This is a genomic window from Paenibacillus tepidiphilus (genome assembly GCF_008635795.1).
Taxonomy (GTDB): Bacteria; Bacillota; Bacilli; order Paenibacillales; family Paenibacillaceae; genus Paenibacillus_AQ; species Paenibacillus_AQ tepidiphilus.
In genome coordinates, this window is sequence record NZ_VWRQ01000021.1 from 15025 (window position 1) to 42022 (window position 26998).

The following is a 26998-nucleotide window of genomic DNA, read 5'->3' on the forward strand; positions in this document are numbered from 1 at the left end:
GCCTTGTCTTCACGATTGGCTGCCCGGCCGGAGTAAACATTTCAGCACCTCTGGTCGATAACATATAGATACCTAAAAATAATAATTAACTAAACTTTAGAAAGAAGGAACCTTCCCCATGAATATCACAGATGTGCTTATTGCCGCTATGCCCTATCTCAAGCAAGCCATTCGCGAAGACTGCGCGATTTCGTTGTATGACCGTGAGAAGTTTCTGTACTTCTCCAAGAGTGAGTCCCTGCCGCTTGATTTCAAGGCCGGTGACCCGTTGAATGATGAGAACAGAGAATTCCGGGATTTGAAGGATGGCGAAGAAAAATCCTATGCTCATTTTCCTGCTGAGCTGTTCGGCATGCCGTTCGACGCCGTGTTCATTCCGGTCAAGGAAGAGGGTGCAGTCGTTGCCAGTCTAAGCTTGACCTATAGCATGGGCAATCAGGATCAGCTGAGACAGCTGATGGAAGAAGCAGAAGCCATCACCGGACGGCTGGTGGACAGCATTCAGCATGTTGCCGCGCATTCCCAGGAGCTGAGCTCCACAACGGAAGAGATTCTCTCCAATACCAAGCAGACCGTTGAGGACTCCAAAAAAGTCACTGAGGTGGCCAGCTTTATCCGTGAAATCTCCGAGCAGAGCAATCTGCTGGGGCTTAATGCCGCCATTGAAGCGGCGCGTGTAGGTGAGGCCGGGGCCGGATTCGGCGTTGTCGCCGATGAAATCCGCAAAATGTCCGTACATACCAAAGAAGCAACAGGCCGCATCGAGCAATCGCTTAAGGTGGTGCAAAGCTCCATGAAGCTGATGGAAAGTGAAGTCGCCGAAATTGCCTCCTCCTCTCTGGAACAGGCTCAGCTGGTCACCGATTTCATGGAGACGATTGATCAGCTCAATGCGACCAATCAGAATCTGAAGGCCCTGATCCGCAAAATTATCGAAGTCAACGCGCAGTAAGCAGATGGTTGCTGTCCTCCCGGCAATAGTGGCGGGCCATGTTTCACGGGTGATATAATGGAGCAAATTTGGAGGACGGCGGGTGAGTAGGCTGTATACCTTTATTCAAAATTTCCTGCAGGCCTGGGCGGACTACCCGCTTCCGGAAGGAAGCGTTCTTGCAGGGAGATACACGGTAATATCCCCGCTCGGAGTCGGCAGCTACGGGATTACCTACCGCTGCTATGACCGGCTGGAGCAGCGGACTGTGGCGCTCAAGCAGGCCAAGCCGAGCAAGAAAGGGATCGGCCAGCGGCTATTGGCCCGCGAGCGGGATGTGCTGCAGGCGCTGGATCACCCGTATATCCCGGCCTGCCGCGGCTACTTTGAGGAGAAGCGCTCCTGCTGGCTGGTTACCGATTTGGTGGAAGGGCAGACGCTGGAGGATCTGATCTTTGGCGAGCGCATGACCTTCGGCGAACAGGATACGGTTCGCTGGACCCTGACGCTGCTTGAGCGCGTACGGCATGTTCATGACCGCGGCTACGCGCATATGGACATCCGGATACCCAATGTCATTATGCATGCCGGTGAGCTGTACCTGATTGATTTCGGGCTGGCCGCACGTCTGGGCTCGCCGCTGCCGGCCGATCACCCGCACGGCAAAGCAGGCCGGAACGGCGTTACGCCGCCCCGGCCTGCTAGTATACCGTCGGATTTATCCGACATTGGCGATTTGATGCTCTTTATGCTCTACTCCAGGTTTGATCCCGGGCATGATGCGGCAGAGGCGGACTGGATGGATGAGCTGGCGTTGTCGTTGCCGCTGAAGCAGATCCTGCTTCGGCTGCTTGAAGAGGATAAGCCCTATCTCCATACCTCCGAGTTGGTCTCCGATCTAGAGCGGAGTCTCCCGGAACTCAAAGCCTGATCGGACAAAGTTAACTGGAATGGCTGCCGTAGCGATTCTTGTAGTACTTATGCCCTCTGTGACCGCCTTGGCGGTAGTCCGAAGATGAACCTCTTCCGTATCGCGCCCCGGCGCTGCTGGAATGACGGTAGTTTACCCGCCCCCGTCCGGAGCTGGAATAATGGGTGTGCCCCCGCCTTCCCCGATGGCTGCTTGAGTGCCGATGACTGCTATGCTCTACGGAATGCATAACCTTCTTGATCAGCTTTTTGAACATAATACCGCCTCCTTGGAATGATTTAATGGGATGAATATACTTAAAATTAGAACATATTCCCCGGGTCAATGCAAATGTTACCGGGCTGTGTAAGCGATGCTCCGGATGGTGATGAAATACCTGGCGCTGAGCTCTTATTCCGGGCGGCGGCATTCCATTTCCATCAGCTGGAATGTGGTCGTCCATTCACCGGCAGCGTTGACGAAGCTGCCTGCTGGAGTAAATCCCGCCTTGCTGTACAAGGCAATCGCCCGGGCGTTGAACGCAGCGACACTGAGTCTGAGCTTATGCGGCGCAAAGCGCTTGATGCCAAACTCGATGCCTCTTTGCAGGAAAGGTAGTCCCCTGCCCTGGCCCGTAAGCTCCGGCTTGAGACCCAGTCCGATATCGAGCACATGCTCGCCTGCGTATAGCCCCTGACGGATGCCTCCGGGAACCTGGGCCGCCTGCCCGTAACAGAAGAACCCGACAAGCTCTTCCGCGTTGCCGCGCACGGCATAATAGGAGCCGTCCAGCAGTTCCGCCAACACCTCCTCCACCTCTCCCGTCACATTGTAAAACTCATAGGGTGCTTCATATCTCCATTCCGCTATGCTGAGCGCTTCAGGTTCGGTCATTGCATGCATGGTATAAGCTGAATAATCGTCCTTGTGCATTATCAGAGTCCTTCCTTTGGTTGATTGTGGCAGCGGCCGGGGGAGCTCGGGCGCCCGTTGGGCCGCTGGGCGCTGGTCGCGCGCCGGAGTTGCCAGGGTTACAGACCGGAGAGCCCTTGATTAGCACATTAATAAGTAAGGTATTACATCTTACTCCACACCGGTGAACGCTGCCCTGGACAATATACTATTTGTCCGCTGCTTGATCAAATATATTGTAAATTCAAGCCATTTGATGTGAATTTTTTCCTAGCTGCAATCGCTGTCAAATGACAAGATAATTGAGAGCTGTAGTTGATCATTATTGTGACCAAGGGAGCGATGTAAGCAATGAGCCAATTTGCCACCGTAAACCAGGAAGAATGCATTTCCTGCGGCGCCTGCAATTCTGCAGCCCCCGCCATCTTTGATCTGGATGATGACGGATTCGCCGAAGTGATTTTTGAGGGTGACGGTAACCGCGGAGTAACCGCCATTAACGAGGACCTGCTGGATGAACTGCAGGATGCCGTGGACAGCTGCCCGACGAACTGCATCATATTAGGCGATGCACCGTTTGCTTCGGCATCCTAAGCCCTGGCCGCCAATAGACCCGAAACATAGAGCAGCGATCCTCCACCAACGGGAGAATCGCTGCTCTCTCTTTATTTCAGCTTCTTCTTTGAACTTGAATCTGACCAAAGTAACCCGTCAGCTCCCGCTGCGGATAACGCCTTTTTTCAGGATCAGGTTGCCGTACAGCGCCTCTTCTCCGGTAATGACCACTGCATAGGCCTTCCTGGCACGCTCGTAGAAGGCAAACCGCTCCTCTTCGCCGATCACGGCTTCCGCATCATGGGCGGCGATGATCTCCTTATAGGTGTCCCAAATGACCGGCACCACAGTGTCGCCCGGAACGACGCCCATCAGCGCTGCCTGCTGCTGCGCATAATGGTCAAGCGGCAGCAGCTCCAGGATGGCCGAGAGCAGCTGCGGAATGCCGATGCCATCATAGTGGATAACCCGGGAATGCAGACTGTGTGCGGGGAAGTTGGCGTCGGCCAATACCAGCTCGTCGCCATGGCCCATCTCCATCATTAGCTTCACCAGCTCCGGCGAGAGCAGCTTCGGGATGTTGCAGAGCATAGTGCTGCGCCTCCCTTACATGCCGTAGAACGATCTTAGCGCAACCAGCTGCTCGATCCGCTCCGGCGGCAGCTCCCGTTCGCCGCCGATCATCCGCGTCAGGAAGGTGAGCTTGGCCGTGTATTCCAGCCGCTCCATGTTCATATAAGCGGCCATGACATCCTTGCCCCACGACAGGGCGCCGTGGCTTTCGAGGAGAACCGCCGTCTTCTTGCCGAGAAAAGGCATGATGGAATCCGGCACCTCTTCGGTTGACGGCGTACCGTAAGCGGCCAGCGGGATATCGCCCATCGCGATGACCGACTCGGGCATCATCATCTTATCCAGTGCTTCGCCCTTAATGGCGAATGCGGTGGCATAAGGCGGATGGGCATGAACGACACCGTTCATCTCCGGCAGCTCGCGGTAAATCCGCAGATGCATCTTCACTTCCGTGGAAGGCCGGTAGCCTTCAAAGGCCTCGGTAATTTCGCCTTCCAGGTTGACCTTTACGAGCATATGGGGCTCCAGATAGCCTTTGCTGACGCCGGTCGGCGTAGCGAGTATCTCACGTTCATTAAGACGCGCCGAAATATTGCCGTCATTGGCGGCGATAAAATCCTTATTGAACAGATTGCGGCCGATGTCGCAAATTCGCAGCCGCAGCTGTTGTTCCTGTTTATCCATAGGTACGCTCCTCCACATCCTGCTTAAATTGAACCCGGTATGCTTGCGCCGCGCACCGGTCGGTATACCTCAAGCGTCTCCGAGGCCGCCACGGCTTCGCGGGCGTGCGCCGGGTCCAGCTCACCCAGCGCGGCCAGCTGCACCAGCATATTGCCGAGCGCACTGGCTTCCGCCGGACCGGCGACAACCTCCTTGCCGGTGGCGTCGGCGGTCAGCTGGCACAGCAGCTTGTTCTTGATGCCGCCGCCGACCATATGGACGGTATCCACGCTCCGGCCGGTCAGGACCTCCAGCGCTGCAATCGCTTCGCTGTATGCATGGGCGAGACTCTCCACAATAACGCGCACGACAGCGCCGCGCGATTCCGGCACTGCCTGGCCGGTGCGCAGGCAGTACTCCCTGATCCGCGCCGGCATGTCGCCCGGCGGAGCAAACTGCGGGTCGCACGGGTCCACGAGGCTGCCCGGCGACGGCTCGCGCTCCGCCAGCTCTGTCAGCTCGGCGAAGCTGTAGTCTTCGCCGGCTTCGGCCCAGGTGCGCTGGGTCTCCTGCAGCAGCCACAGGCCGGTGATGTTCTTCAGCAGCCGGTTGCCGCCGCCGAAGCAGCCCTCATTCGTGAAGCCTTGGCTGTAGCAGGCTTCCGACAATACCGGCTGCTCCGTCTCCATGCCGACGAGCGACCAGGTGCCGCAGCTGATGAAGGCGGCACGTTCCTTGCTGCGGTACGGAACGGCCGACACCGCAGCCGCTGTATCATGCGAGGCGCCGGCAATGACCGCAAGCGGCGGACAGCCCAGCTCTTCGCACAGCTCGCGCCGCAGCGTGCCGATAAGCGTCCCGGCCTCCACGACGTCCGGCAGCAGCCGCTCCGGCAGCCCCAGCCGGGCGAATACTTCGCCGGATGGCTCCGCCGCGCCCGCAGCAAGCAGCCCGCTCGTGCTGAGGATGGACCGCTCTGCAGCGGCAACGCCCGAGAGGAAATAATGGAACAGATCCGGCATGAGCAGAATCCGCTCTGCACCTGAGCGCAGCGCTTCATTACTCTGCCAGTCGGCAAACAGCTGGTACACGGTGTTAATCGGGTCCGGCTGATTGCCGCTTAAGCGGAACTGCTCCTCCGGCGGCAGCAGCTCCTCCAGCTCTGCACGCACGTCGTACATCCGCCGGTCCCGGTAATGATGCGGTGTGTACAGCAGCTGCCCTTCTCCGTCCAGGATGCCGTAATCCACACCCCAGGTGTCCACGCTGACGCTGAGGATGTCCGGATAACGCCGGCAGGCCAGCTTGACACCTTGCTTGATCTGTTGGTACAGCTCCAGCACATTCCAGTGCAAATGCCCACCGAGCATGACCGGTGTATTGGGAAAACGGTGAATTTCCTCCATCGCAATTCCCTTCCCGTCATAGGTTCCGGCAATGACTCTTCCCGAGCTTGCACCGAGATCGACGGCCAGCACCCGTTTGAATTCGCTCATCTCATGCACCGCCCTGCTCCGCTGCTAGTACAGCGGGCCGAAATTGCGGCAGGCACGGAAGTCGGCGTCCTCCAGACTCTCGGTGCCGAACAGCGACCAGACGCGCGGCCGGAATACATCCGCCTCCGGCACATTGTGCATACTGACCGGGATGCGCAGGATGGAAGCCAGGGTAATCAGATCGGCGCCGATATGGCCGTAGCTGATGGCCCCGTGGTTCGCGCCCCAGTTGTTCATCACATCGTAGACTGACTTGAACGAGCCAGTGCCGGTCAGCACCGGCGCGAACCAGGTCGTCGGCCAGGTAGGATCGGTCCGTTCGTCCAGCGTGCGGTGCACCTCTTCCGGCACATCCACCGTGTAGCCTTCCACGAGCTGCAGCACCGGACCAAGTCCCTTGACCAGGTTGAGCCGGGCCATCGTCACCGGCATGCCGCCCTTGGTCAGGAAGTCGGTGGAGAAGCCGCCGCCGCGGAAATACTCCTGCGAGGCCGGGCGGAACAGCGTCGCTTCCAGCGCTGCCTTGACCTCCTCGTCTGTCGTCTCCCAGAACGGCTTGATGACAGGCTCGCCGTCCTTCTGCTGCACACCGGTTCCGTCGAGCGCCGCCGAGCCGGAGTTGATCAGGTGCAGCAGACCGCCGGCTGCCCGGCCTTCCAGCTCATAGCCGGTTACGCGTTTCACCGCCGCAGGGCTCCAGTATGTCCGCACATCGGCGAAGATCTGCGCCGTGCCCGTCAACAGATAATTGAACAGCATCGTTACACCGTTCAAGCTGTCATTCTCGGTAGCGACAATGTATGGAGCCCGTCTGCCGTTCCAGTCGAAGGAGGAATTAAGAATCGTCTCCATGAAATCCCCGTTCGGGAAGTGATCGGTCCATTGGCGCTGCCCCTGGAAGCCCGACAGCAGTGCATTATGCCCCTGCGCTTCCTCCGCAAAGCCCATCTCGGCCAGCACCGGATTGCCGACCATCAGATCGCGGGCGATCAGGGTCATTTTGACCACCGTCTCCCATTGGCGTTCCTTGTCCTCCTCACTGACCTGAAGCTGCGGCGGGTTGTTGTCGGCTCCCACCTTGCAGTTCTCCTTCGTCCAGGCCAGCGCCCGGGCGTATTCCTCCTGGTCGTAGATGCCTTCCTCGAAGCGGCGGACGAATTCGGACATATCAATGTATTCATTGCGCATGCCCAGGTAATCCTGGAACATCTGCTCATTCACGATGGACCCGGCAATGCCCATGGATACCGAGCCCATCGACAGATAAGAGCGTCCTTTCATCAGGGCCGCAGCCAGCGCCGCCTTGGCGAAGCGCAGCAGCTTCACCGCTACATCCTGCGGAATCTCCTCGCTGCCGGAATCCTGCACATCCTCGCCATAAATGCCAAACGCCGGAATGCCCTTCTGGGCATAGGCGGAAAGCACGGCGGCCAGATAGACGGCGCCCGGTCTTTCCGTTCCGTTAAAGCCCCACACCGCGTGGGGAATCGAAGGATTCATGTCCATCGTCTCTGAGCCATAACACCAGCATGGAGTTACGGTGATGGAGACGCCCACATTCGCCGCAGCGAATTTGGCCTGGGCCGCCGCCGCTTCCTGAACGCCGCCGATCGTCGTATCGGCGATCACACACTCTACCGGCGTGCCGTCCGGATAACGCAGCGATGCTTGCAGGAATGCGGCTACCCGCTCAGCCAGCCCCATCGTCTGCTCTTCCAGGGATTCACGTACACCGCGCCGTCTGCCGTCGATGGTCGGACGGATGCCTATTTTCGGATAATGAGTTGCCATTTGTTCACAGCCTCCTCAGCAGGATAAAAGGATTCATATAATAACGCTTTCAACTCTTCCATCATAAAATGGCTAATCCTTACTGTCAACATAAAACCACAATATTTTTGTGTTTTTATGTGGTTTATGAATTATTTATGTGGTTTTTATTGTGGGATATCCTTTTTTTCAGGAAATCGGTTATAGTAAATATAAAGAAATATAGAGAATCCCAGATTTCATTCTTCAGGGGGCAAGTATGAAAGCATTCGAACGGCGTGAGCTGATTATCAACAAGCTGCATAAACACAAGAAGGTATTCGTCGCCGATCTGGCACGGGACTTCGAGGTATCCGAGGAGACGATCCGCAGGGATCTGGAGAAGCTGGACAATGAAGGTGTGGCGAAGAAAAGCTACGGCGGCGCTATCCTGAACGTGCACACCAACGAAGATCCGTCCTATTCGCATCGTCACGCGGTGAATCTGGAGGCGAAGCGTGCCATTGCTGCCAATGTGCTGGAGCTGATCGGGGACGGCGACAGCCTGATGACCGATACGAGCTCCACCGCCTTTGAAGCGCTGAAGCGGATTACTGAAGCCCGCAGCAATCTGACGCTGATCACCAACTCGCTGGTTGTCCTGTCGGAATTCCAGCATTCCGGTCACAAGCTGATTTCCACAGGCGGTGTGCTTGGCGCGCAGACGAATTCTTTTGTCGGTCCGAGCGCCTCGCATACGATTCAGCGGTATAATGTGGATGTGGCGCTGTTCAGCTGCAAAGCGCTGTCAATGACCGGCGGCCTGAGCGATTCCAACGAGGCGGAAGCCGAGCTGAAGATTCTGATGCAGCAGCAGGCGAGCAAGGTGATTCTGCTGGCGGATTACTCCAAGTTCGACCGTATCGCCTTCGTCAAGCTGTTCAGCTTCGACAAGGTGGATTATATCGTGACCGATCAGAAGCCTTCGGCGGAATGGATTGATTTTCTGAACAAATACCAGGTATCGCTCATCTACGCTCCTGCCCTGAACTAGCGGCCTGCCCGGCCGTATGGAGGTGAATCGCAAGTGGTATCCGTCAACCTCTCCGCAGTTTCCGCAGCCTACTGGGTTCCCTGGGCGCTGCTCGGCGTGGGAGCATTATTGCTCCTGCTGCTGTGGGCCGTGTTCCGCAAGATTGATTAGCCGCTTTCATGTATGCGCTTACTAAGTAGACATGGCTACGCCGCCCTGAACAGAACGGTAACCGTTTATGCGAGAAGGTTATCTTTTTTCAAAATAAACAGCTTGCCGTTTACCGCCAGCGGCCGTACAGAAACGTCCTGGAATCAGCGGGTTTATTGTGCCCGGCGTTTGTGGACGGCCTTGTTCTTTAAGCAGGACCTTCATTGATCTTGGCATCCGCACATTCATGAGCTCTGAAAACCAAACTCTGCTAATCCTGTCAGCCCGCCTAATACTGCCGCTTATTGCCTTTCTTGACCTCTTCCCAATCGGCCTCCACATTGTGCCTGACCCGGGTCAGCAGTCCCATAAGCGCCTCCACTTCTTCCTCCGACAATCCCTTGAGCGCAACCTTGTCCGAATGCACCCCTTCTCTCTGCAAAAAAGGGTAGACTTCCTTCCCCTTATCCGTAGCGTACAGCCGCTTGATCTTCCGGTTATCCGGGTCGCTGCGCTTCTCGATCAACCCCTGCAGCTCCAGCTTCTGAACGGCCCGTGCTGCCGTGGTCCGGTCCACCTTGATCATCTCTGCCAGCTTCTCCTGAATAATACCCGGCTGTTCGCAGATGCGCACCAGATACAGATACTGCCCCCGTGTAAGCTCCACTTCCTTGAATTCGATGTTGCTGATGGAATCAAGCGCCCGGGCGATCATGCCGATCTCGCGCAATATTTCCTTCATATTCTGGCCTCCGCGCACTTTATTTTTGTTGCAATTGCAATAATAATAGTGTAGCTTAGTTCATACGGAAGTGCAAACCGGATTTGTCCCGTATTATCGCTCAGAAAGAAGGATTGGAACCCGTTGATTACAGTTAAACTGATTGACTCAGAAGAGCAGCTGCAGCAAGTATTTGATATTCGCAAAAAGGTGTTCGTCGAAGAGCAGGGCGTCCCGCTGGCGGATGAGTTCGACGAATTTGACCGGCTGGACGGGCGCTGCCGGCACCTGGTCGTCCATTATCAGGGGGAACCGGCTGCTACCGGTAGAATCCGGGAGGCTACGGGCTACGGCAAGCTGGAGCGGATCTGTGTCCTTAAGCCGTTCCGCAAGTATGGCCTGGGCAAAAGCGTAGTCGGCGCGCTGGAAGAAGCGGCCCGCTCGCAAGGCTGGCGGAAGCTGAAGCTGCACGGGCAGACCCATGCCGCCGGCTTCTATGAGAAGCTCGGCTACTCCATTGCCTCTCCTGAATTCATGGAAGACGGCATCCCCCATTACGTGATGATGAAGGAGCTGGGTGATGCCAGGTAAACGTCTGCGCGGCGGCCTTTATGTATCGGGAATCCTGCTGCTGGCGCTCGGAATCGCCCTGACGATTCTCTCCGCACTGGGCACCTCCCCCTTCGATGCCCTGCTGGTCGGCCTCTCGCAGAGTGTCGGGCTGACCGTGGGCAGCTGGGAGATTGTGCTGGCTATGCTAATGCTGCTCGGCAATTCGCTGCTGGCACGCAGCCGGCCGCTGCTGCTCGGAGTCGTCACTTCGCTGATTACCGGGCTCGGCATCGATCTGTGGATGCTGCTGCTCGGCGATCTGGTGCAGCCTTCCGGTCTCGCCGGCAAGCTGATCTGTCTCGCGCTGGGTCTGGTGCTGATCGGACTCGGCACGGCCGTGTATCTGACCGCATCGTTCGCGCCGACCCCGCTGGATCATCTGATGCTGCTTCTCCAGCAGCAATACAAGCTTAGCCTGCTCTCCGCCAAGACCTTGATTTATGCGGTTTATCTGGCGCTGGCCTGGCTGTTCGGCGGCCCAATCGGCATCGGCACACTGGTGTCCGTCGCCATCGGCGGACCGCTGCTGCAGCTGTTCATGCCGCTGGTTCGCAAGCACATTGCAGGCCGGACTGAGGAGGCGGCGGCGTGAATGCCGAAGGCACACAAGCGCATTGCAGGCGTGACTGAAGCAGCGGCGGCGAAAATGCCGACGGTACGCAAGCGCATTGCTGGCGGGACTGAAGAAGGGGAGGCGTGAATGCCGACGGACGGGGCAGCGCGTCCCGTTATTTACTTCTTTGAACGTTGGGCTGCTGAAATAGCGGGAACATTTCCCGTTGTTCCCTCATATGGAACCCTCTGCAATGGCGTGAAAACCCGGATACGGGCTATAGCGGGAAATCTGGACACGGGCTGGGGCGAGATCTGGATACAAACTGCGGCGAGAAATCCGGACACGGGCTGGGGCGTGGTATCTGGATACAAGCTGCGGCGAAAAATCCGGACACGGGCTGCGTCCGGATTTTCATTTGCTCTCGAAGTAACAACCGCCTCTATCTGCAGCTCAAAGCTCCCCTTAGTGGAAAATCGCCAACTAATTTCGGGTTTTTCGAGATTTTACGGAGTCTAAGTGGAAATATGCAACCTAATTATTGGGTTTTGAGCCGTAGGCCTCAAAATCAATGAAATTAGTTTGCCGTTTTCCACTTAGACTTCTTTATGGCGCTCTCAGAGCCGAATTAGGTGGCGGAAATCCACTTAAATCTCTGGAGCATTGAACCACTCAACAGGGCCGGTGCTCTTAGGAAAGTTGTGAGCTGGGAAGTTGTGAGCTGGGAAGCTGGTGCATTGGTGCACCGGGAACCTGCCCCTGAAACGTTCCGCAGATAACTCGTATTAGCAGGCTCCCGCCGTATTCGAACCGCTGGAGTGGGGAGGAGACGGGCAGCAGGGAATGGGAAACCATTCCCCTATAGAAGTTCGGCAGCGACAAAACTCTTCCACCCTAACAATACATGGTACTGGCAATTACAAAATCCCACCATTCCCCGAATAAAAAAGACATCAGCGCGGATCTTCACCATTCTCACCATACACTGCCGGAAGCGGCCCACCATTCCCCAAAAGAAGTTACAGCAGAACGTCATGTAAAGTCCGATAAACTAACTTAACTCATCAAGAATGAAACACACTTAATTATCCTTGTTATACGAATTTATCGGGAGATTTATGGCGTGAGTATCGGTGTGAGTTTCGGCTTGAATATCTTCGTGAGTATCCGTGTGAGTTCCGACATGAGTATCGGCGTAAGTTCCAACATGAGTATCGGCGTGAGTTCCGACATGAGTATCGGCGTAAGTTCCAACATGAGTATCGGTGTGAGTTCCAGCGTGAGTTTCGGCGTAAGTTCCAGCGTGAGTTTCGGCGTGAGCTCCGACGTGTGTATCATCGTGAGTTTCGACCTGAGAATCAGCGTGAGTTTCGGCGTAACTTACCGCCTGATGTTTCCCCCCGGAAAGACGCAGATATTCCCGGGCTATGGCCTCATGAAGCGGATGCTCCTGCGGCACGCCCAGCCGGCCGGCGATGACATGATGTATCCCCTTGCTTCCGATTTCCGCTTGCAGCTCCGCCGCCTCTGCGTCTCCGGGATGGGCATAAGCCAGCGCTGCGGCAATAGCCGAGATTAGGCCCGGCGTCTGCAAGCCCGCAGCATGCGCCAGCAAGGCGGGCCGGAGCAGACGGTCACCCGGCGCAAGCTTACGCAGCGGCGAACGGGCGACGCGTGCAACCGTATCGTGAACGTTAGGGTTGGCGAACCGTTCGAGAATCCGCAGGGTGTACCGTTCGTGCGCAGCCCGGTCAAAGCCGTGTCTGTGCATCAAGAGCTCTCCCGTTTCCTGCAGCACTCCCCGCACGCGGGATGCTACTTCCGCGTCGGCCATCGCTGCCTGGATACTGTCATGGCCCTTGAGATAGCCGAAATAGGCCGCACAGCAATGTCCGGTGTTGACCGTGAACAGCTTGCGCTCCAGATAGGCATCAAGCGAATCGACATAGTGGACCCCTTTGATCTCCTTGAAGCTGCCGAGCATGCCGCTGCGGGGAATCACCCATTCGCTGAAAGGCTCGACCAGGATCTCCAGCGGATCGGAATGAGCCTGCACGGGCACGATGCGGTCCACCATTACATTCGGGAAGGCCACGCAGGCATCGGCACGGCTGCGGAGGCGCGGCGGCAGATGACGGTAGACATGTCGCTTCAGCTGCTGGCCGCTGCCGACTCCGTTCTCACAGGCTATCACATGCAGCGGCAGAGGCGCTCCGCTGGCCGAAATCCGGTTCTCGATGCCCTGCGCAATGGCGCCGGCAATATCTTGGAGTGCCGTCAGTCCCACAGCCGTGGTGACAATTTCCGCAGCCGCCACCGCACGGGCGACGTTATCCGCGTCGCTCAGCTCAATGGCGGTCACATTTTCGACCATGTAACGGTCCCTGTTCTCATTAGCCAGCGTCACGGGATAACGGCCCCTCTTTTGCAGCGCGGCGATCCTCTGCTTATTCCTGCCGACAAAACAGACTCTATAACCGGAATTCGACAACATCGGTGCGATGAACCCGCGTCCGATGTTGCCCGCTCCGAAATGAACGGCTCTCAAGCTGGTTTCCCCCTTCGTCAAGCATGGTCTGGGCATTACTGACGTACGCATAAGCTCACAGGTAATAACCGGGGATTCATTGAACCCCGCTGTGCTCTGCTACACCTGCACATCGCAGTTCTTGAAGCAGCTGCGGTCCATGACCGTTCCGAACTCCAGCAGCTCCAGGCTCTCGATCTGGCGGCGCGGCATATCAAATTCCAGAAACGATGTGATCGCATTGGGAATGACCACGCAGCCGATTCCGGCGGCAGCCGCAGCTCTCGCTCCGTTAGGCGAATCCTCGATAGCTACGGCTTCGTCCGGTCCGATGCCGAAGCAGGCCAGCACCTGGTTGTACAGCTCCGGATCAGGCTTCACCTTCGCCACATCATCGGAGGTACGGATACACTCGAAATAGTCGCGGATACCCAGCAGCTCCAAATGCTTCTCCACCCATTCCAGCGACGAGCTTGACGCAAGCCCGATTCTGAGGCCGGCGGCGCGCGCCGAATCCAAGTAATGGCGAATGCCCGGCCGCATCGTCTCCAGCTCCATCAACTGGCTGTGTCTGCGGTGGACACCGGCCCGGAACTCCTCCCGGTCGATGGGCAGGCCCAGATCGGTCATCAGGTATTCATAGGGATTGAAGCTGTGCAGACTGGTGCCGATACATGCCGAGTACTGCTGCAGGGTCAGCTCTACGCCATGCGTATCATAGGCCTCGCGCATCGCCGTGTACCAGGCGGTTTCTGTGTCGATAATCGTTCCGTCAAAGTCAAAAATCAGTGCTTTGATCATGAAATCATCTCCCTCATCGATGGGTCAGGCACGGCTTCTGTCCTTCCGGCAGTTCCGTGAGCCGGGAGCCCCGCCGGCCTGTCGTCCTTGTTATAAACCATAGCAAAGCCCGGAAAGCGGCGTCAAGGCGGGCAGCTTGTCCAAACCGCCATGGATGCGGTTACAGAAGGCAGGCAGCAGCAGGCGCGGATTACCTCCAGTAAGCGCTTACCAATTGTTTCACAAAAAAGAGTCTCCCCCTCTTCAAAGCCTTGCCCCGCAAGCAATCAGCGGCTGACCGACCCAGTCTGCAGCTGCGGCCCTGCCGCAGTGTACAAATCAGGGTATAGACACTAGTCTGAAATTTTTTTCAACCTTCGCTTGGTCCATACCAAACCGTGCCTGAAGAAAATTATGGCGGGAGATTAATCTTTGACTTTTCAAAAATGGCTGGGTTATACTGGATTTACGCTTAATTTCCAGTCCTTCCGGGCCGGAAAGCGGGGGAACCAGTCTTTTGGGGCGAATCAGTGCGGAGTTCCGCATGTAGGGTACCATCTTACCCGAGTCCGTCAGCTAACCTCGTCAGCAGTGGATGGGTCTGCTTTCTATCAGGAAATTCATCGCCGAGACCCTTGCCCAGGGTCTCTTTGTGTTTGGATTCATGACCCTGCTGGCAACCATGTTGGCTGTGCAAGGCTCCCCTCCCGTGCGCAAAATTTGCGGCATAAGGAGAGATAAGAAGTGCAGAAGGTCAAGTACATAACGGATGTAACCAAGCTGGAGCAACTGCCAACTCACGAAATAGCACAGCTAAAAAAAGTCGCCGACCGCTTTGATTTCCGGGTCAACGACTATTACCTGTCACTGATTGACTGGGAGGACCCCCATGATCCGATCCGCAGGCTCGTAATCCCGGGCGAAGGGGAGCTGCTGGAATACGGCTGCTGGGATGCCTCCGACGAAGAAAGCAATTACACCGTCCCCGGCTGCCAGCATAAGTACGGCACCACCGCCCTCCTGGTCGTCTCCGAAATTTGCGGCGCCTATTGCCGCTATTGCTTCCGTAAACGCCTCTTCCGGGGCGAAGCCCAGGAAGCACAAACCGACGTATCTGCAGGCATCCGCTATATTGCAGCCCATCCCGAAATCAACAATGTGCTGCTCACCGGCGGAGATTCCCTGATGCTCTCCACACCCAAGCTCCGCTCCATCATTGAACAGCTGCGGGCCATCGACCATGTCCGGATCATCCGGCTAGGCTCGAAGCTGCCCGTGTTTAATCCCATGCGCATTTATCTGGACGATGCACTGCTGGAGACGATCCGCACCTATTCCACTGCCGACAAGCGCATTTATGTCATGGCCCATATCGACCATCCGCGCGAGATTACCCCGCAGGCCCGGCAGGCTTTCACCGCGCTGCATGAAGCGGGCGCAATTGTCGTTAACCAGACGCCTGTGCTGAAGGGCATCAACGACGATCCCCGGGTGCTGGGCGAACTGCTGGACCAATTATCCTGGGCTGGGGTCACGCCCTATTATTTCTTCATCAACCGGCCGATCGCCGGCAACCGCGATTTTGCCCTGCCGCTGGCGCAGGTATACCGGATTGTGGAGGAAGCGAAGGCCCGCACTTCCGGACTCGGCAAACGGGTCCGCCTCTCGATGAGCCACGCCAGCGGTAAAATCGAGATACTCGCCATTGAGGACGGCAAGGCCTATCTCAAGTACCATCAATCCAAAGCGGGAGAATACGGAAAATTCATGATCCTGGATTGCCCGCCGGATGCCGAGTGGTTCGACGACCTGCCGGGCAGCGAGAAATATACATCCCGCGGCATCAAGGTGCCTTTGCATAGCTGATACATGTACCGGGCCGGGCGGCGTGTTGGGGTAATTAGCTGACCGGGGGCAACGAAAACTAAAGCCCCAAGGTGCGGTCATAAGCCGGCCTGCACAGCAGCCAGGAAGCGGCGGCCACCGCACAAGTGGCCGCCGCAGTGGCCGCATCACGCTCTATAGCTGATCCTGCCGCTCCTTCGGCAGCACCACACTGAAGGTGGAGCCGAGGCCAGGCGCGCTCTTCACGAAGATTCTGCCCTGGCACAGGTCCACAATGCGCCTGGCCAGCGGCAGGCCCAGGCCGTTGCCGTCCCGGGTCCGGGCTTTGTCACCCTGATAGAACTTCTCGAAGATATATTTCTGCACCTCGGGCCGCATGCCGATGCCGGTGTCCGCGACTTCCACCCGGAAGCCGTCATTCTCTTCGGCCAGAGCCACTGAGATGCTGCCGCCTTCACGCGAGAATTTGACGGCGTTGCCGATGATGTTCAGCCACACCTGCATCAGCAGCTCCTCACTGCCGAAATATTCCGTGTCTGTCAGCCGGATGTCCAGGCTGAGCTGCTTGCGGCTCCACTCCGGCTCCAGCAGCAGGATGGCCTCGCGGATTTGCTCGTCTAGCCGGAACTGCGATTGTTCGATTATGATCTCCTGATTCTCCAGCTTGGAGAGCTTCAGAATATTAGAGGTAAGCTGCGACAGCTGCCGGGTGCTGCCGATGATTTTGCCGGCGTAATCCTCCCGCTCCCCCTCCTGCAGATCCTTGCTCTGCAGCAGCATGGCATAGCCTTCGATCGCCGTAAGCGGAGTCTTGAACTCATGGGAGACATTGGTGACAAAATCATTGCGCAGCGTCTCAATCCCCTGCAGCTCCTGGACCATCTTGTTGAAGTCCCGCGACATATCGGCGAACTCTTCAATTTTGTAATTCTCGTACAAACGGACACTGAAATTGCCCTTGGCGACCTCGCGGGTCGCTTCCCGCAGCTTGCTGATCGGATACAGAATCCGGTTCCCCATCAGTGCAGTAATGATGGTTCCGGTGAGAATGCCCGACAGCAGGATGACGAGCAGAAACCAGAAGGTGTCGAACAGCCGTTTTTCCACCAGATTGAACTTGACAATGACCACGGTGAGGATCAGCGTGAAGCCCATGGAGATGAGCAGAATGAGAAAGACCAGCAGCACCAGTGCCACCCACAGATTGCCGAACCTGCTGTTCTTCATGACTGCTTGACCGCCTTATAGCCGAGTCCCCGCACCGTCACAATCTCGAATTCCGGAACATCCCGGAACCGTTCGCGCAGACGGTTGATGTGCACATCGACCGTCCGGGCGTCCGTCTCCGAGTCCAGGCCCCAAATTTCATCCATCAGCTGCTGGCGGGTAAAAATTTTGTTTGGATAGGCGATCAGCTTGTAGAGGAGATAGAATTCCTTCTGCGGCAGCAATACGCTTTCGCCGCTGCGCCATACCGTTACGGAATCATAATCCAGCGTAACCTCGCCCAGCGTCAGCCTGCGCTCATTCACAATCTGCGCCCGCCGCAGCAGCGCGCCCACGCGCAGTACCATTTCGTTAATATCAATCGGCTTCACCATGTAGTCGTCTGTGCCGACGAGAAAGCCGCGTTTTTTATCCTGGAAGCTGTCCTTGGCCGTAATCATGAGCACCGGCATATTGTAACCCGCACTGCGCAGCCGCCCGATCAGCTCGAAGCCGTCGACATTCGGCATCATTATATCGGAGATCACGAGATCAATATGCTCCGCTTCAATTACATCAAGCGCGCTTTGTCCGTCTTCGGCGGCAACCGCCTTGTACCCCTGCTTGCCCAGCACCGTGCAGATCAGCTGGCACAGCGTCTCGTTGTCTTCCACCACGAGGATGGTAATCATCCTGTTCACCACTTTTCTCTATAGCATTGTCTATGTCTAAATTATATTATCATGCCGCCGGACGGGCCAGTTGATGTTCAGTTCATATTTGTGTGTTATGATCCTTTCATCTCAACTGTAAGTTTGATTTGAAAGGAAGGTTCGCCCATGCTTCAATTAAAGAATATCAGCAAAAGCTACACCACCGGAGACTTCACCCAGGTGGCACTCGACAATGTCAGCCTTAATCTGCGGGAGAATGAATTTGTGGCGATTCTCGGGCCCAGCGGCTCGGGCAAAACCACCTGCCTCAATATTATCGGCGGGCTGGACCAGTACGACAGCGGCGATCTGATCATCAACGGCAAATCGACGCAGAACTTTGCGGACAGCGACTGGGACGCGTACCGCAACAACAGCGTCGGCTTTATTTTCCAGAGCTATAACCTGATCACGCATTTAAGCATTATGGACAACGTGGAAATGGGGATGACGCTGAGCGGCGTGTCCGTTGCGGAGAAACGGGAGAAGGCGCTGAAGGTGCTGGAGCGGGTCGGATTGAAGGACCATGTGCATAAGAAGCCGAACCAGCTCTCCGGGGGCCAGATGCAGCGCGTAGCAATCGCCCGTGCCCTGGCGAATGATCCGGACATTATTCTCGCCGATGAGCCGACAGGCGCTCTGGATACCGGAACCAGCGAACAGATCATGGAGCTGATCAAGGAGATTGCGAAGGACAAGCTTGTTGTTATGGTTACGCATAACCCCGAGCTGGCGGCAAGATATACCGACCGTACCGTGGAATTCCGCGACGGCAAAATCATCTCCGACACCAACCCGCTGCCCGACCAGAAGATCAGCTCCGCCTATAACCTGAAGAAGACCTCGATGAGCTTCATGACTGCATTGAAGCTGTCCGGCAAGAATATTCTCACCAAGAAATGGCGGACGACCCTGACGGCCTTCGCATCGAGCATCGGGATCATCGGCATCGCCCTGATTCTGTCCTTGTCCAATGGCTTCAATAAACAGATCAACAATTATGAAGCCGGGGCCTTGTCGAACTTCCCGGTTATGATCAACCACTCCGCCGTCAGCATGGACCGGGCGGCCACCATGTCCGAAGATCCGACAGGCGGTCTCACGGAGTTCACCGACAGTACGGAAATCTATCCGTATGATCCGAGCGAGAACACGATTATGCATACCAATGTGATTACCCAGGAGTATCTGGATTATATCGCCAAGATTGATCCGACATTGGTAGACGGCACCTCCTTCACCCGCACGGTCAACATGAATGTACTGAAGTCCGACGGGACAACGGCGACGGCCGTAGAAACAGCCGGCTTCTCTTCGTTCCCGAGCAAGCAGGACGGCGAGATCGGCAGCTATCTGGAGAAATATTATGATCTGCTGGCAGGCTCTTTCCCGGCCAATGATACGGATCTCGTACTGATTGTCGATGGCTATAACCGGCTCAATGTATCCACGGTCGAAACGCTTGGCCTGGACTTCAATGCAGACAGCATTGCCTTCGACCAGATTATCGGCCAGGAATTCCGGCTGATCCCGAATAACGAATATTATGCACAATCCGGCGATCATTACGTGGTGAACGGCACCTCCGCCAATCTGACCGATATGTATAACAGCGAAAGTGCCATTCCTGTCAAAATCGCCGGCATTATCCGGGCGCAGGAGGATTCTCCGATGTCCACCATGTCGGCGGGCATTGCGTATTCCGATGATTTGGCGCAGCGCTTCATTGCAGACGCCCAAAATTCAGAGATTGTCAAAGCTCAGGAAGCCTCTGCCGAGGTCAATGTACTGACCGGCGAAGTCTTCTCCAAGACCGCAGGACAATCCGCTATGATGGGCCAGGCGGCGATGATGGGGGCAGCAGCCCCAAGCGCTCCGCAGACCCAGGAAGAAGTGCTTGCGGTGCTGGGGGCAACGGGAATCCCGTCTTCAGTCTCGATTTATCCGACCGATTTCAATGCCAAGGAAGAGATTGTTGATTATCTGGATCAATGGAATGAAGGATTGTCCGAAGAAGAAATGATCGTCTATACCGATATGGCGGCGATTGTGACTAACCTGTCGGGCGGCATCATGAACGCCATTACGCTGGTGCTGATTGCCTTCGCCTCGATCTCGCTGATTGTATCCCTGATCATGATCGGTATTATCACCTACATCTCCGTTCTCGAACGGACCAAGGAAATCGGTGTACTGCGTGCACTCGGTGCCCGCAAGAAGGACATCACCCGCGTTTTCAATGCCGAGACGTTCATCATTGGCGCGTTCTCCGGCATTCTGGCGATCAGCATCACCTACCTGCTGACCATTCCGGCCAACATGATCATCAAGTCGCTTACCGACCTGTCGAATGTGGCCCAGCTTAATCCGGTGCACGCCATTCTGCTGATCGTCATCAACGTGCTGCTGACCATGCTCGGCGGGTTCATCCCGGCCAAGTTCGCGGCCAAGAAGAATCCGGTGACGGCTCTGCGCAGCGAGTAAAAGCTTACGAATAACCTGCGTGTACTGCACCAGCTCATAACAAAAGGACCCCTCGGGGTCCTTTTGTTGTTATACCGCGAATATTACATTTCCGGATGCTCCATAGCTTTGCCGCTCCGGCGGAGCCTATACTTCAGCTTGCTTCCGGACAGGCACAATCCCAGAATGGTCAGCGCCGTTCCGAGCATGGCGAGCCCGGTAATCCGCTCCCGCAGCACCAGTGCGGAAGTAATGATCGTAACCACCGGAACGATATAGATATATACGCTGCTGCGGACGGCTCCCAACATTTTGACCGACAGATTCCAGGTAACAAAGCACATCGCCGAAGCACCAAATCCAAGATACAGCAGATTCAGCAGATTGTCGGGTTCTGCAAACCTGCGCGGCTCCAGCGAGAAACCGGGCCGGAGGACGGCGGGAAGCATGAAGATCAGGCCATAACCGAAGGTCCGCCGCGTTGCCTGGATGATGTTGTACCGGAAGCCGCTGATTTTCTTGGTCAGAATGGAATACACCGCCCAGACGGCCGCCGCCAGGACAGCCAGCAGATCGCCAAGCGGATTCAACCGCAGCACAGCACCGTTGAGCCCGATAAGTACAATTCCGGCAATGGCAAACAGAAATCCGAGCAGGAAATTGCCGCTCAGCTTCTCATTATCCAGCAGAAAGTGAGCCAGAATTCCCGTGAAGAAAGGGGCAATTGAGATAATGACCCCCACATTCGAGGCGAAGGTGTAAGTGAGCGCGATATTTTCCAGGAAATAATAAAGCATGACCCCGCACAAGCCTGCACCAATAAAATAAATTTCTTGCCGTTTATGTTCCAATTTTAATGGTTTCGGATAGATCAGCCATAGCGCCGCATAGCCCAGCACAAAGCGGATCAGCAGAATCTCTGTGGGACTGAACGCCTCCAGCAGCACTTTGGTGGAGACAAAGGTGGTGCCCCAGATCAGAATCGTCAGGAGCGCCACCAGATGTCCGCCGGCATTTCTGTTCATCTTATACACTTCCCTGCCCTTATTGAAAGGAGTCCCGGTACACCTTCGGGGTTAATCCGATCATATTTTTAAAATAGTTGGTAAAGTGGCTCTGATCGGTAAAGCCCGTCCCGAGTGCCGCTTCCAGCGGCATCGCGCCGTGGACCAGCATTCTCCGTGCCTGCCCGATCCGGATATTCTGCTGATAGCGTCCCGGCGGGATGCCCATTTCCCTCGTAAACAGGCGGAGCAGATGATATTTGCTTAAGCCGGCCAGCGCGCTCAGCTCATCCAGCGTCACATTACGGTCATAATGCCGCTCCAGATATCTGCAGACCAGCTGTACTTTCCGGTTGCCCTCTGGACGGTCCGCTGCCGCTGCCGGCTGCGAATACGCTGCGAGCAGACGCTGCATCAGCAGCTTGTAGGCTTCTTTTCTGACAGCTTCGGGCCGGTTCTGCTCTATCATCAGCTTCAGCCGCTGCATGGCCTCTCCCCATTCCGGAGTGTACAGGGCATTCACCTTGAAGTATGGCAGACTGCGGCAGCCTGAGAGCTCCTGCATCAGCCTGCCCATGCTCTCCCTGCCGATATTGAAGCTGTAAAAATGCAGTGGCGCCAGCTCCACCATCTCGCAGCTATGCTTGTCGAACGGATTAATCAGCATGCAGTCCCCCGGCTGAAGCCGGTGCTCCTGCCCGTTGCAGACGAAAATTCTCTCCCCCGCCTCAATACAGCCGATGGTGTAATAATCGTGGAAATGGGTGGCGAAGTTCTGCTTGATTCCTTTAAACTGGTAAAGCTCCAGTCCGAGCGCCTCATCGGCCCGGATGCTGCGCTGCTCTTGCTTCATCTTTGTCCTCCTTAACACAGCTGGCTTATGAATTAATTGTACAACACCCGCAGGTTCACGTATTGTATGATATTGCTGTTTCGGCGTCAAAAAAGGACAGGATATTCTCCTGTCCCTCGTGCCTTCGCTATATTATTGAATGATCGAGGACATGAAACGCCCCATCTCGCTGCTGGTTTCATTCAGCCGGTCAATGGCCGCGCTGAAGCCGGCGACCAGCTCAGCCTGGGCGGCGGAGGAAGCGGCAATCGCTTCGATCTCCTGCTCCATCTGGCGGATGGAGCGCTGCACCGCTGCCAGCGAGGACTCGATTGACTTCGTCGCTTCCTTGGTATTGACGGAGAGCTTGCGTACCTCAGCGGCGACAACGCCGAACCCCGCTCCCTGCTCGCCCACCCGGGCCGCCTCAATGGCCGCATTGAGGCCCAGCAGATTGGTCTGCTCGGAAATTTCGCGGATGAAGCCGGCAACCTTGTTAACCTCGTTGGATTCTTCTACGGTTCTGCGGGAGTTCGCCAGAATTTCCGCTGTCGTCGCGGATAACTCTTCCGATTGGGCGGCCACATTCTGCACCATATCGACCAGCTCCCCGCTGATCCGGTTAATGCCTTCGGTCAGCTCTTCCATCTTGTCTTCATTCTCCAGCGTATAGGCAATGGCAAAGGCGCCGATGATCTCGCCATCATCTCCATAGATCGGCACTGCCGAAGAGATTACAGTTGCACCGTATAATTCCGGAGACAGGCGGTTCGTGGTAGCATGGCCTTTCAGGGCATTGCCCAGGGAAGGGTCGTCCGGCGGGACGGGACTGCCTTTGACCAGGCCGAAATCCAGCACCTTGCTGGGCGCATAATAGTGAAATATCTCGTTATCCGTAATCCCGATCATAATATCCTGGGCATGAATCTGTTTAAACATCGGGGCGGACAGGACCAGTGCATCTAATTTGTTCATATGGAGTCTCCTAAGCATCTGTTTTTTACAATGTATATCGTCATATGGGGCGCATTTCTAAAGAGCGGATGTCAATCCGCCGCTGCCCGCCGGGTTGAGCAGGTGAACCTTTCTCTTCCTGTATACTATCAAGGTGATGCCTCCTGTCCGTAACGGGTAGGCCCGGGTTAACATATAATCCTCCGTTGACAAAAGAGAGTCCGTCTTTTATCATCAAGGCGAAATGATCTTGTATACAAGATTTTGAACACAATATTTAAGCATAAAGGAGAGATTCCGGCGCATGAGCATCAAACGCAAAATCAACAGCGGCTGGCACTTCAGCAAGCAGCCGCTGCAAACAGCATTCGCCGCGGTGGAAGCGCTTGCCGCCGAAGCCTGGCAGCCGGTCAGCCTGCCCCATGACTGGCTGATCTACGATACCCTCAATTTGTATGAGGACGGTGAAGGCTGGTACCGCAAGGTACTTACCCTGGCCGAGCTTCCCGCACAGGGCAGGCTTGCGCTGCGCTTCGAGGGTGTCTATATGAACTCGAAGCTGTATGTCAACGGCCAGTTCGCCGGGGAATGGAAATACGGCTATTCCACCTTTGAATTTGACATTACTCCGTTCCTGCAGGAAGGCGATAATCTGATTGTTGTACAGGTCATTCATGAATCGCCGAACTCGCGCTGGTATTCCGGGGCCGGCATTTACCGCTCGGTGTGGCTGAAATCCTACCCGGATACCCATCTTGCCCCGGACGGCATTTACATTGCGGCCAGACCTGCGGCGGGAGAGTCATGGACCCTTGATGTAGAGAGTGAGCTGATCGCAGGCAGCCGCAACAGCTCCTCCGGCCCGCTGGTGCTGCGGAACTCTGTTGAAGACCCTGAAGGGAATGTCGTCACTGCTGTAGAAGAAGCCATCCCCGCTGTGCAAGCCGGCCGGGATGAAGCAACGCCTGTCCGCACCCGAATGACGGTGAACTCGCCGCAGCTGTGGGATATTGAAGCTCCCCAGCTCTATACGCTGCGGACAGAACTGCTGGACGGCGGAGAAATTATCGAAGAAGAGTCGCAGCGCTTTGGCTTCCGCACCTTTGAGCTGGACAGTCAACGTGGTTTCTTCCTCAACGGCCGCCCGCTGAAGCTGCAGGGCGTCTGCCAGCATCACGATCTTGGCAGCCTTGGCGCTGCCGTCAACAAGACGGCGCTGCGCCGGCAGCTTGCACTGCTGCAGGAAATGGGCGTGAACGCCGTTCGCTCCGCGCACAATATGCCGGCGGTTGAGCTGATGGAGCTCGCTGATGAGATGGGCATCCTGATCGTCTCGGAAGCCTTCGACATGTGGGAGCGCCCGAAGACGCCCTACGATTATGCCCGGTTCTTCCCGGAGTGGTGGAAGCGCGATATCGCCAGCTGGGTGCGGCGGGACCGGAATCATCCGAGTCTGCTGATGTGGAGCATCGGCAACGAGATTTATGATACCCATGCCGATGTGCGCGGCCAGGAAATTACCCGCGAGCTGATGAATGAGGTTCTGCTCCATGATCCGCGGGTTAACGCTTTTGTGACGATTGGCTCGAATTTCATGCCCTGGGAGAATGCCCAGAAATGCGCCGATATCGTCAAGGTCGCCGGGTACAACTACGGCGAGAAGTATTATGAGCAGCATCACCGGGAGCATCCGGAATGGTTCATCTACGGCAGCGAGACCTGCTCCACGGTGCAGAGCCGGGGTGTGTACCATTTCCCGCTGGCCCAGCCGATCCTTGCCGACGACGACGAGCAGTGCTCCTCCCTGGGCAACAGCTCGACCAGTTGGGGAGCCCGGAGCACCGAAGCTTGCATCATTTCTGACCGTGACGCATCCTTCTCGCTGGGACAGTTTCTATGGACGGGCTTCGATTATATCGGCGAGCCTACACCTTATCACACGAAGAACTCCTATTTCGGCCAGATCGATACAGCGGGCTTCCCGAAGGATTCCTTCTATATCTATCAGGCCGAATGGACGGATTACCGGAGTCATCCGATGATTCATATCTTTCCTTACTGGGACTTCTCGGAGGGACAGCTCATTGATGTGCGTGTGACCTCCAATGCCCCGCGGATTGAGCTGTTCCTGAACGGTATATCGCAGGGAACCTTCGACATCGACCATGCCCACGGCAAGCAACTGGTCGGCAACTGGCAGGTGCCGTACACACCGGGTGTGCTGCGGGCCGTTGCCTATGACGAAGAAGGCCGCATCATCGCCACCGGCGAGCAAGCCTCCTTCGGCGATGCAGCCAGGCTTGTCCTCACACCGGACAAAACAACGCTGTCCGCAGACGGCTGTGATCTGATCTTCGTGACCGTCACCGCCGAAGACACGGCCGGCCGGACCGTAGAGAATGCCAACAACCGCGTCTACTTCCGCGTTGAGGGGCCGGCACGGCTGGTCGGGCTGGACAACGGAGACAGCACGGATTACGACGCTTATAAGGGCGTGAGCCGCCGAATGTTCAGCGGCAAGCTGCTCGCTATCCTCGCAGCTACGCGGAATGCCGGACCTGTAACCCTGCACGCCTTCTCCCCTGGACTTGCGGCAGGAGAAGCAGCGCTCCAGTCTGTGCTGCCGGTGCTTCCCGTGCAGGAGGATGAGGACGGCTATCTGTACGCCGACTGCCCGCTGGAAGCCTGTGCGGCTGCAGAAGTGCTTTCTGACCTGCAGGAAATCGAGATTCCGGTGCGCAAGCTGGAAATCCTCTGCCCGGAAGGCAACCGGATTACCCCGGACCGGCCGGAAGTACCTGTACGCGTGAAGCTGCATCCGGAGAATGCCACCTACCGGGAAGTGGAATGGCGGATCACCAATGCGGCGGGCATCGACGCCAACAACGCCGCCATTCAGGTACATGGCGGGGAAGCGGTTATCCGCGCGCTCGGAGACGGCGATGTGTATATCCGCTGCGGTACCGCGAATGGCGGGGACGGGGTCCGGCTCTATTCGCAAATGGAGTTCAAGCTGACCGGCTTCGGCCAGCCGTTCCTGAACCCGTATGAGCTGGTATCCGGCGGGTACCACAGTGCGGCCAGCCGCAACCTGACTAACGGCAATGAGCGCGGCGCCGCCACCGCCCGGGACGGCGAGAGCCTGATTCACTTCGAGCGGATTGACTTTGGGGAATACGGTGCGGATGAGATTGTGCTGCCGATATTCTCGCTGGACAGCGAGGAATTTCCGATTGAGATTTGGGAGGGCTTGCCGGGCGAGCCCGGTGCAGAGCGGGTGGCCGAGGTGCGCTACCAGAAGCCGACGCAGTGGAATGTGTACCAGGAGGAGACCTATAAGCTGCCGAGGCGACTGCGCGGAATCACGTCCCTGACCTTCGTCCTCCGCCGCAAAATCCATCTCAAGGGCTTCCGCTTCCTGCCGAAGCCGAAGGCCTTCGAGACCCTCAGCGCACTGGAGAACAGCCGGATTTACGGCGATTCGTTCACCGTTACGGAGAACGCCATTGAAGGCATCGGCAACAATGTCTCCCTGGTGTATGAGGGAATGGATTTCGGCGGGGACGGCGCAACGCGTCTGACCATTTGCGGACGTTCCGCTCTGGAGCATAACACGCTGCATTTTCTGTTCAGCGGCGAGGACGGCGATGCGAAGCAGCTGATTGAATTTGCCGGAGCAGACGAGTATACGGAGCGGGAGTTCCTGCTGGAGCCGGTGACCGGCAGGCAGACCGTGACGATTCTGTTCCTGCCGGGCAGCCGCTTCGATCTGCAGTGGTTCCGTTTCTCTTAATATGCGGCAAGCACGCGCCAAGA

23 protein-coding genes and 1 riboswitch are annotated in these 26998 nt (G+C 56.6%); of the genes, 9 read left to right on the top strand and 14 right to left on the bottom strand.

Annotated elements, in window-relative coordinates; all coding sequences use genetic code 11:
- Positions 1–118: 118 nt before the first annotated feature.
- A complete protein-coding gene (locus F1379_RS22745) occupies positions 119–952 on the top strand; it encodes a methyl-accepting chemotaxis protein (RefSeq protein WP_150274339.1) in 834 nt (277 codons plus the stop codon).
- Positions 953–1034: 82 nt separating this feature from the next.
- Positions 1035–1862, top strand: a complete 828-nt coding sequence (locus F1379_RS22750; protein WP_150274341.1) for a serine/threonine protein kinase — start codon at positions 1035–1037, stop codon at positions 1860–1862.
- A gap of 10 nt (positions 1863–1872) precedes the next feature.
- Here F1379_RS22750 and F1379_RS22755 read toward each other — a convergent pair whose 3' ends face one another.
- Complete coding sequence (locus F1379_RS22755) at positions 1873–2118, bottom strand: hypothetical protein (protein ID WP_150274344.1); 246 nt, start codon at positions 2116–2118, stop codon at positions 1873–1875.
- A gap of 134 nt (positions 2119–2252) precedes the next feature.
- Complete coding sequence (locus F1379_RS22760; RefSeq protein ID WP_239004770.1) at positions 2253–2774, bottom strand: GNAT family N-acetyltransferase; 522 nt, start codon at positions 2772–2774, stop codon at positions 2253–2255.
- Positions 2775–3104: 330 nt separating this feature from the next.
- Between F1379_RS22760 and F1379_RS22765 the strand changes: the two genes are divergently transcribed.
- Complete coding sequence (locus F1379_RS22765; protein ID WP_150274346.1) at positions 3105–3347, top strand: ferredoxin; 243 nt, start codon at positions 3105–3107, stop codon at positions 3345–3347.
- 117 nt (positions 3348–3464) lie between these two features.
- Here the strand turns inward: F1379_RS22765 and fucU are convergent, their stop codons facing one another.
- The 4 genes from fucU to F1379_RS22785 are packed head-to-tail and all read right to left on the bottom strand — an operon-like array spanning position 3465 to position 7831.
- Positions 3465–3899, bottom strand: a complete 435-nt coding sequence (fucU, locus tag F1379_RS22770) for an L-fucose mutarotase (protein WP_150274348.1) — start codon at positions 3897–3899, stop codon at positions 3465–3467.
- A gap of 15 nt (positions 3900–3914) precedes the next feature.
- Positions 3915–4565: a class II aldolase/adducin family protein gene (locus F1379_RS22775; RefSeq protein WP_150274350.1), complete on the bottom strand. Its 651-nt coding sequence runs from the start codon at positions 4563–4565 to the stop codon at positions 3915–3917.
- Positions 4566–4588: 23 nt separating this feature from the next.
- A complete protein-coding gene (locus tag F1379_RS22780) occupies positions 4589–6040 on the bottom strand; it encodes a rhamnulokinase (RefSeq protein WP_150274352.1) in 1452 nt (483 codons plus the stop codon).
- A 24-nt stretch (positions 6041–6064) separates the two neighbouring features.
- A complete protein-coding gene (locus tag F1379_RS22785) occupies positions 6065–7831 on the bottom strand; it encodes an L-fucose isomerase (RefSeq protein ID WP_150274354.1) in 1767 nt (588 codons plus the stop codon).
- Between the two features lie 238 nt (positions 7832–8069).
- Here F1379_RS22785 and F1379_RS22790 point away from each other — a divergent pair, with 238 nt between their 5' ends.
- Entirely contained in the window at positions 8070–8843 is a 774-nt protein-coding gene (locus F1379_RS22790) for a DeoR/GlpR family DNA-binding transcription regulator (protein WP_150274356.1), read from the top strand.
- Positions 8844–9261: 418 nt separating this feature from the next.
- Here F1379_RS22790 and F1379_RS22795 read toward each other — a convergent pair whose 3' ends face one another.
- Positions 9262–9714: a MarR family winged helix-turn-helix transcriptional regulator gene (locus F1379_RS22795; protein ID WP_150274358.1), complete on the bottom strand. Its 453-nt coding sequence runs from the start codon at positions 9712–9714 to the stop codon at positions 9262–9264.
- A gap of 126 nt (positions 9715–9840) precedes the next feature.
- Between F1379_RS22795 and F1379_RS22800 the strand changes: the two genes are divergently transcribed.
- Positions 9841–10284: a GNAT family N-acetyltransferase gene (locus F1379_RS22800; RefSeq protein ID WP_150274503.1), complete on the top strand. Its 444-nt coding sequence runs from the start codon at positions 9841–9843 to the stop codon at positions 10282–10284.
- Positions 10274–10897, top strand: coding sequence for a YczE/YyaS/YitT family protein (locus tag F1379_RS22805; RefSeq protein ID WP_150274360.1), 624 nt, complete (start codon positions 10274–10276; stop codon positions 10895–10897). Before F1379_RS22800 ends, F1379_RS22805 begins: the two co-directional genes overlap by 11 nt.
- 1042 nt (positions 10898–11939) lie before the next feature.
- Here F1379_RS22805 and F1379_RS22810 read toward each other — a convergent pair.
- On the bottom strand, positions 11940–13406 hold the full coding sequence (locus F1379_RS22810; protein ID WP_150274362.1) for a mannitol-1-phosphate 5-dehydrogenase: 1467 nt from the start codon (positions 13404–13406) through the stop codon (positions 11940–11942).
- Between the two features lie 99 nt (positions 13407–13505).
- Entirely contained in the window at positions 13506–14186 is a 681-nt protein-coding gene (locus F1379_RS22815) for an HAD family hydrolase (protein ID WP_150274364.1), read from the bottom strand.
- 438 nt (positions 14187–14624) lie between these two features.
- Positions 14625–14771: riboswitch (cyclic di-AMP (ydaO/yuaA leader) on the top strand.
- Between the two features lie 138 nt (positions 14772–14909).
- Here F1379_RS22815 and F1379_RS22820 point away from each other — a divergent pair.
- The gene (locus F1379_RS22820) at positions 14910–16031 is read left to right on the top strand and encodes a KamA family radical SAM protein (protein ID WP_150274366.1); all 1122 of its coding nucleotides are present in this window, start codon (positions 14910–14912) and stop codon (positions 16029–16031) included.
- 153 nt (positions 16032–16184) lie between these two features.
- Here F1379_RS22820 and F1379_RS22825 read toward each other — a convergent pair whose 3' ends face one another.
- Together F1379_RS22825 and F1379_RS22830 are read right to left on the bottom strand one after the other, a co-directional pair.
- Positions 16185–17237 (bottom strand): sensor histidine kinase, encoded by a 1053-nt coding sequence (locus F1379_RS22825; protein ID WP_150274368.1) that lies wholly within the window; start codon positions 17235–17237, stop codon positions 16185–16187.
- Positions 17234–17908: a response regulator transcription factor gene (locus F1379_RS22830; protein ID WP_150274505.1), complete on the bottom strand. Its 675-nt coding sequence runs from the start codon at positions 17906–17908 to the stop codon at positions 17234–17236. Before F1379_RS22830 ends, F1379_RS22825 begins: the two co-directional genes overlap by 4 nt.
- 147 nt (positions 17909–18055) lie before the next feature.
- Here F1379_RS22830 and F1379_RS22835 point away from each other — a divergent pair, with 147 nt between their 5' ends.
- Positions 18056–20413, top strand: a complete 2358-nt coding sequence (locus F1379_RS22835) for an ABC transporter ATP-binding protein/permease (protein ID WP_150274370.1) — start codon at positions 18056–18058, stop codon at positions 20411–20413.
- 83 nt (positions 20414–20496) lie between these two features.
- On the opposite strand, the gene F1379_RS22840 is transcribed toward F1379_RS22835, so the two are convergent.
- The 3 genes from F1379_RS22840 to F1379_RS30575 all read right to left on the bottom strand — a co-directional run bounded on the left by F1379_RS22840 (position 20497) and on the right by F1379_RS30575 (position 23203).
- Entirely contained in the window at positions 20497–21417 is a 921-nt protein-coding gene (locus F1379_RS22840; protein WP_150274372.1) for a DMT family transporter, read from the bottom strand.
- Positions 21418–21436: 19 nt separating this feature from the next.
- Positions 21437–22249 (bottom strand): helix-turn-helix domain-containing protein, encoded by an 813-nt coding sequence (locus F1379_RS22845; protein ID WP_150274374.1) that lies wholly within the window; start codon positions 22247–22249, stop codon positions 21437–21439.
- 132 nt (positions 22250–22381) lie between these two features.
- The gene (locus F1379_RS30575; protein ID WP_150274376.1) at positions 22382–23203 is read right to left on the bottom strand and encodes a methyl-accepting chemotaxis protein; all 822 of its coding nucleotides are present in this window, start codon (positions 23201–23203) and stop codon (positions 22382–22384) included.
- A gap of 283 nt (positions 23204–23486) precedes the next feature.
- On the opposite strand from F1379_RS30575, the gene F1379_RS22855 reads away from it, so the two are divergent.
- Positions 23487–26975, top strand: coding sequence for a glycoside hydrolase family 2 TIM barrel-domain containing protein (locus tag F1379_RS22855; protein ID WP_150274378.1), 3489 nt, complete (start codon positions 23487–23489; stop codon positions 26973–26975).
- Positions 26976–26998 lie beyond the last annotated feature (23 nt).

Coding starts and splice junctions, on each gene's coding strand:
- F1379_RS22745 (WP_150274339.1), top strand. CDS start 119: ATGAATATCACAGATGTGCTTATTGCCGCTATGCCCTATCTCAAGCAA.
- F1379_RS22755 (WP_150274344.1), bottom strand. CDS start 2,118: ATGTTCAAAAAGCTGATCAAGAAGGTTATGCATTCCGTAGAGCATAGC.
- F1379_RS22760 (WP_239004770.1), bottom strand. CDS start 2,774: ATGCACAAGGACGATTATTCAGCTTATACCATGCATGCAATGACCGAA.
- F1379_RS22765 (WP_150274346.1), top strand. CDS start 3,105: ATGAGCCAATTTGCCACCGTAAACCAGGAAGAATGCATTTCCTGCGGC.
- fucU (WP_150274348.1), bottom strand. CDS start 3,899: ATGCTCTGCAACATCCCGAAGCTGCTCTCGCCGGAGCTGGTGAAGCTA.
- F1379_RS22775 (WP_150274350.1), bottom strand. CDS start 4,565: ATGGATAAACAGGAACAACAGCTGCGGCTGCGAATTTGCGACATCGGC.
- F1379_RS22780 (WP_150274352.1), bottom strand. CDS start 6,040: ATGAGCGAATTCAAACGGGTGCTGGCCGTCGATCTCGGTGCAAGCTCG.
- F1379_RS22785 (WP_150274354.1), bottom strand. CDS start 7,831: ATGGCAACTCATTATCCGAAAATAGGCATCCGTCCGACCATCGACGGC.
- F1379_RS22790 (WP_150274356.1), top strand. CDS start 8,070: ATGAAAGCATTCGAACGGCGTGAGCTGATTATCAACAAGCTGCATAAA.
- F1379_RS22795 (WP_150274358.1), bottom strand. CDS start 9,714: ATGAAGGAAATATTGCGCGAGATCGGCATGATCGCCCGGGCGCTTGAT.
- F1379_RS22805 (WP_150274360.1), top strand. CDS start 10,274: ATGCCAGGTAAACGTCTGCGCGGCGGCCTTTATGTATCGGGAATCCTG.
- F1379_RS22815 (WP_150274364.1), bottom strand. CDS start 14,186: ATGATCAAAGCACTGATTTTTGACTTTGACGGAACGATTATCGACACA.
- F1379_RS22825 (WP_150274368.1), bottom strand. CDS start 17,237: ATGAAGAACAGCAGGTTCGGCAATCTGTGGGTGGCACTGGTGCTGCTG.
- F1379_RS22830 (WP_150274505.1), bottom strand. CDS start 17,908: ATGATTACCATCCTCGTGGTGGAAGACAACGAGACGCTGTGCCAGCTG.
- F1379_RS22835 (WP_150274370.1), top strand. CDS start 18,056: ATGCTTCAATTAAAGAATATCAGCAAAAGCTACACCACCGGAGACTTC.
- F1379_RS22840 (WP_150274372.1), bottom strand. CDS start 21,417: ATGAACAGAAATGCCGGCGGACATCTGGTGGCGCTCCTGACGATTCTG.
- F1379_RS22845 (WP_150274374.1), bottom strand. CDS start 22,249: ATGAAGCAAGAGCAGCGCAGCATCCGGGCCGATGAGGCGCTCGGACTG.
- F1379_RS30575 (WP_150274376.1), bottom strand. CDS start 23,203: ATGAACAAATTAGATGCACTGGTCCTGTCCGCCCCGATGTTTAAACAG.
- F1379_RS22855 (WP_150274378.1), top strand. CDS start 23,487: ATGAGCATCAAACGCAAAATCAACAGCGGCTGGCACTTCAGCAAGCAG.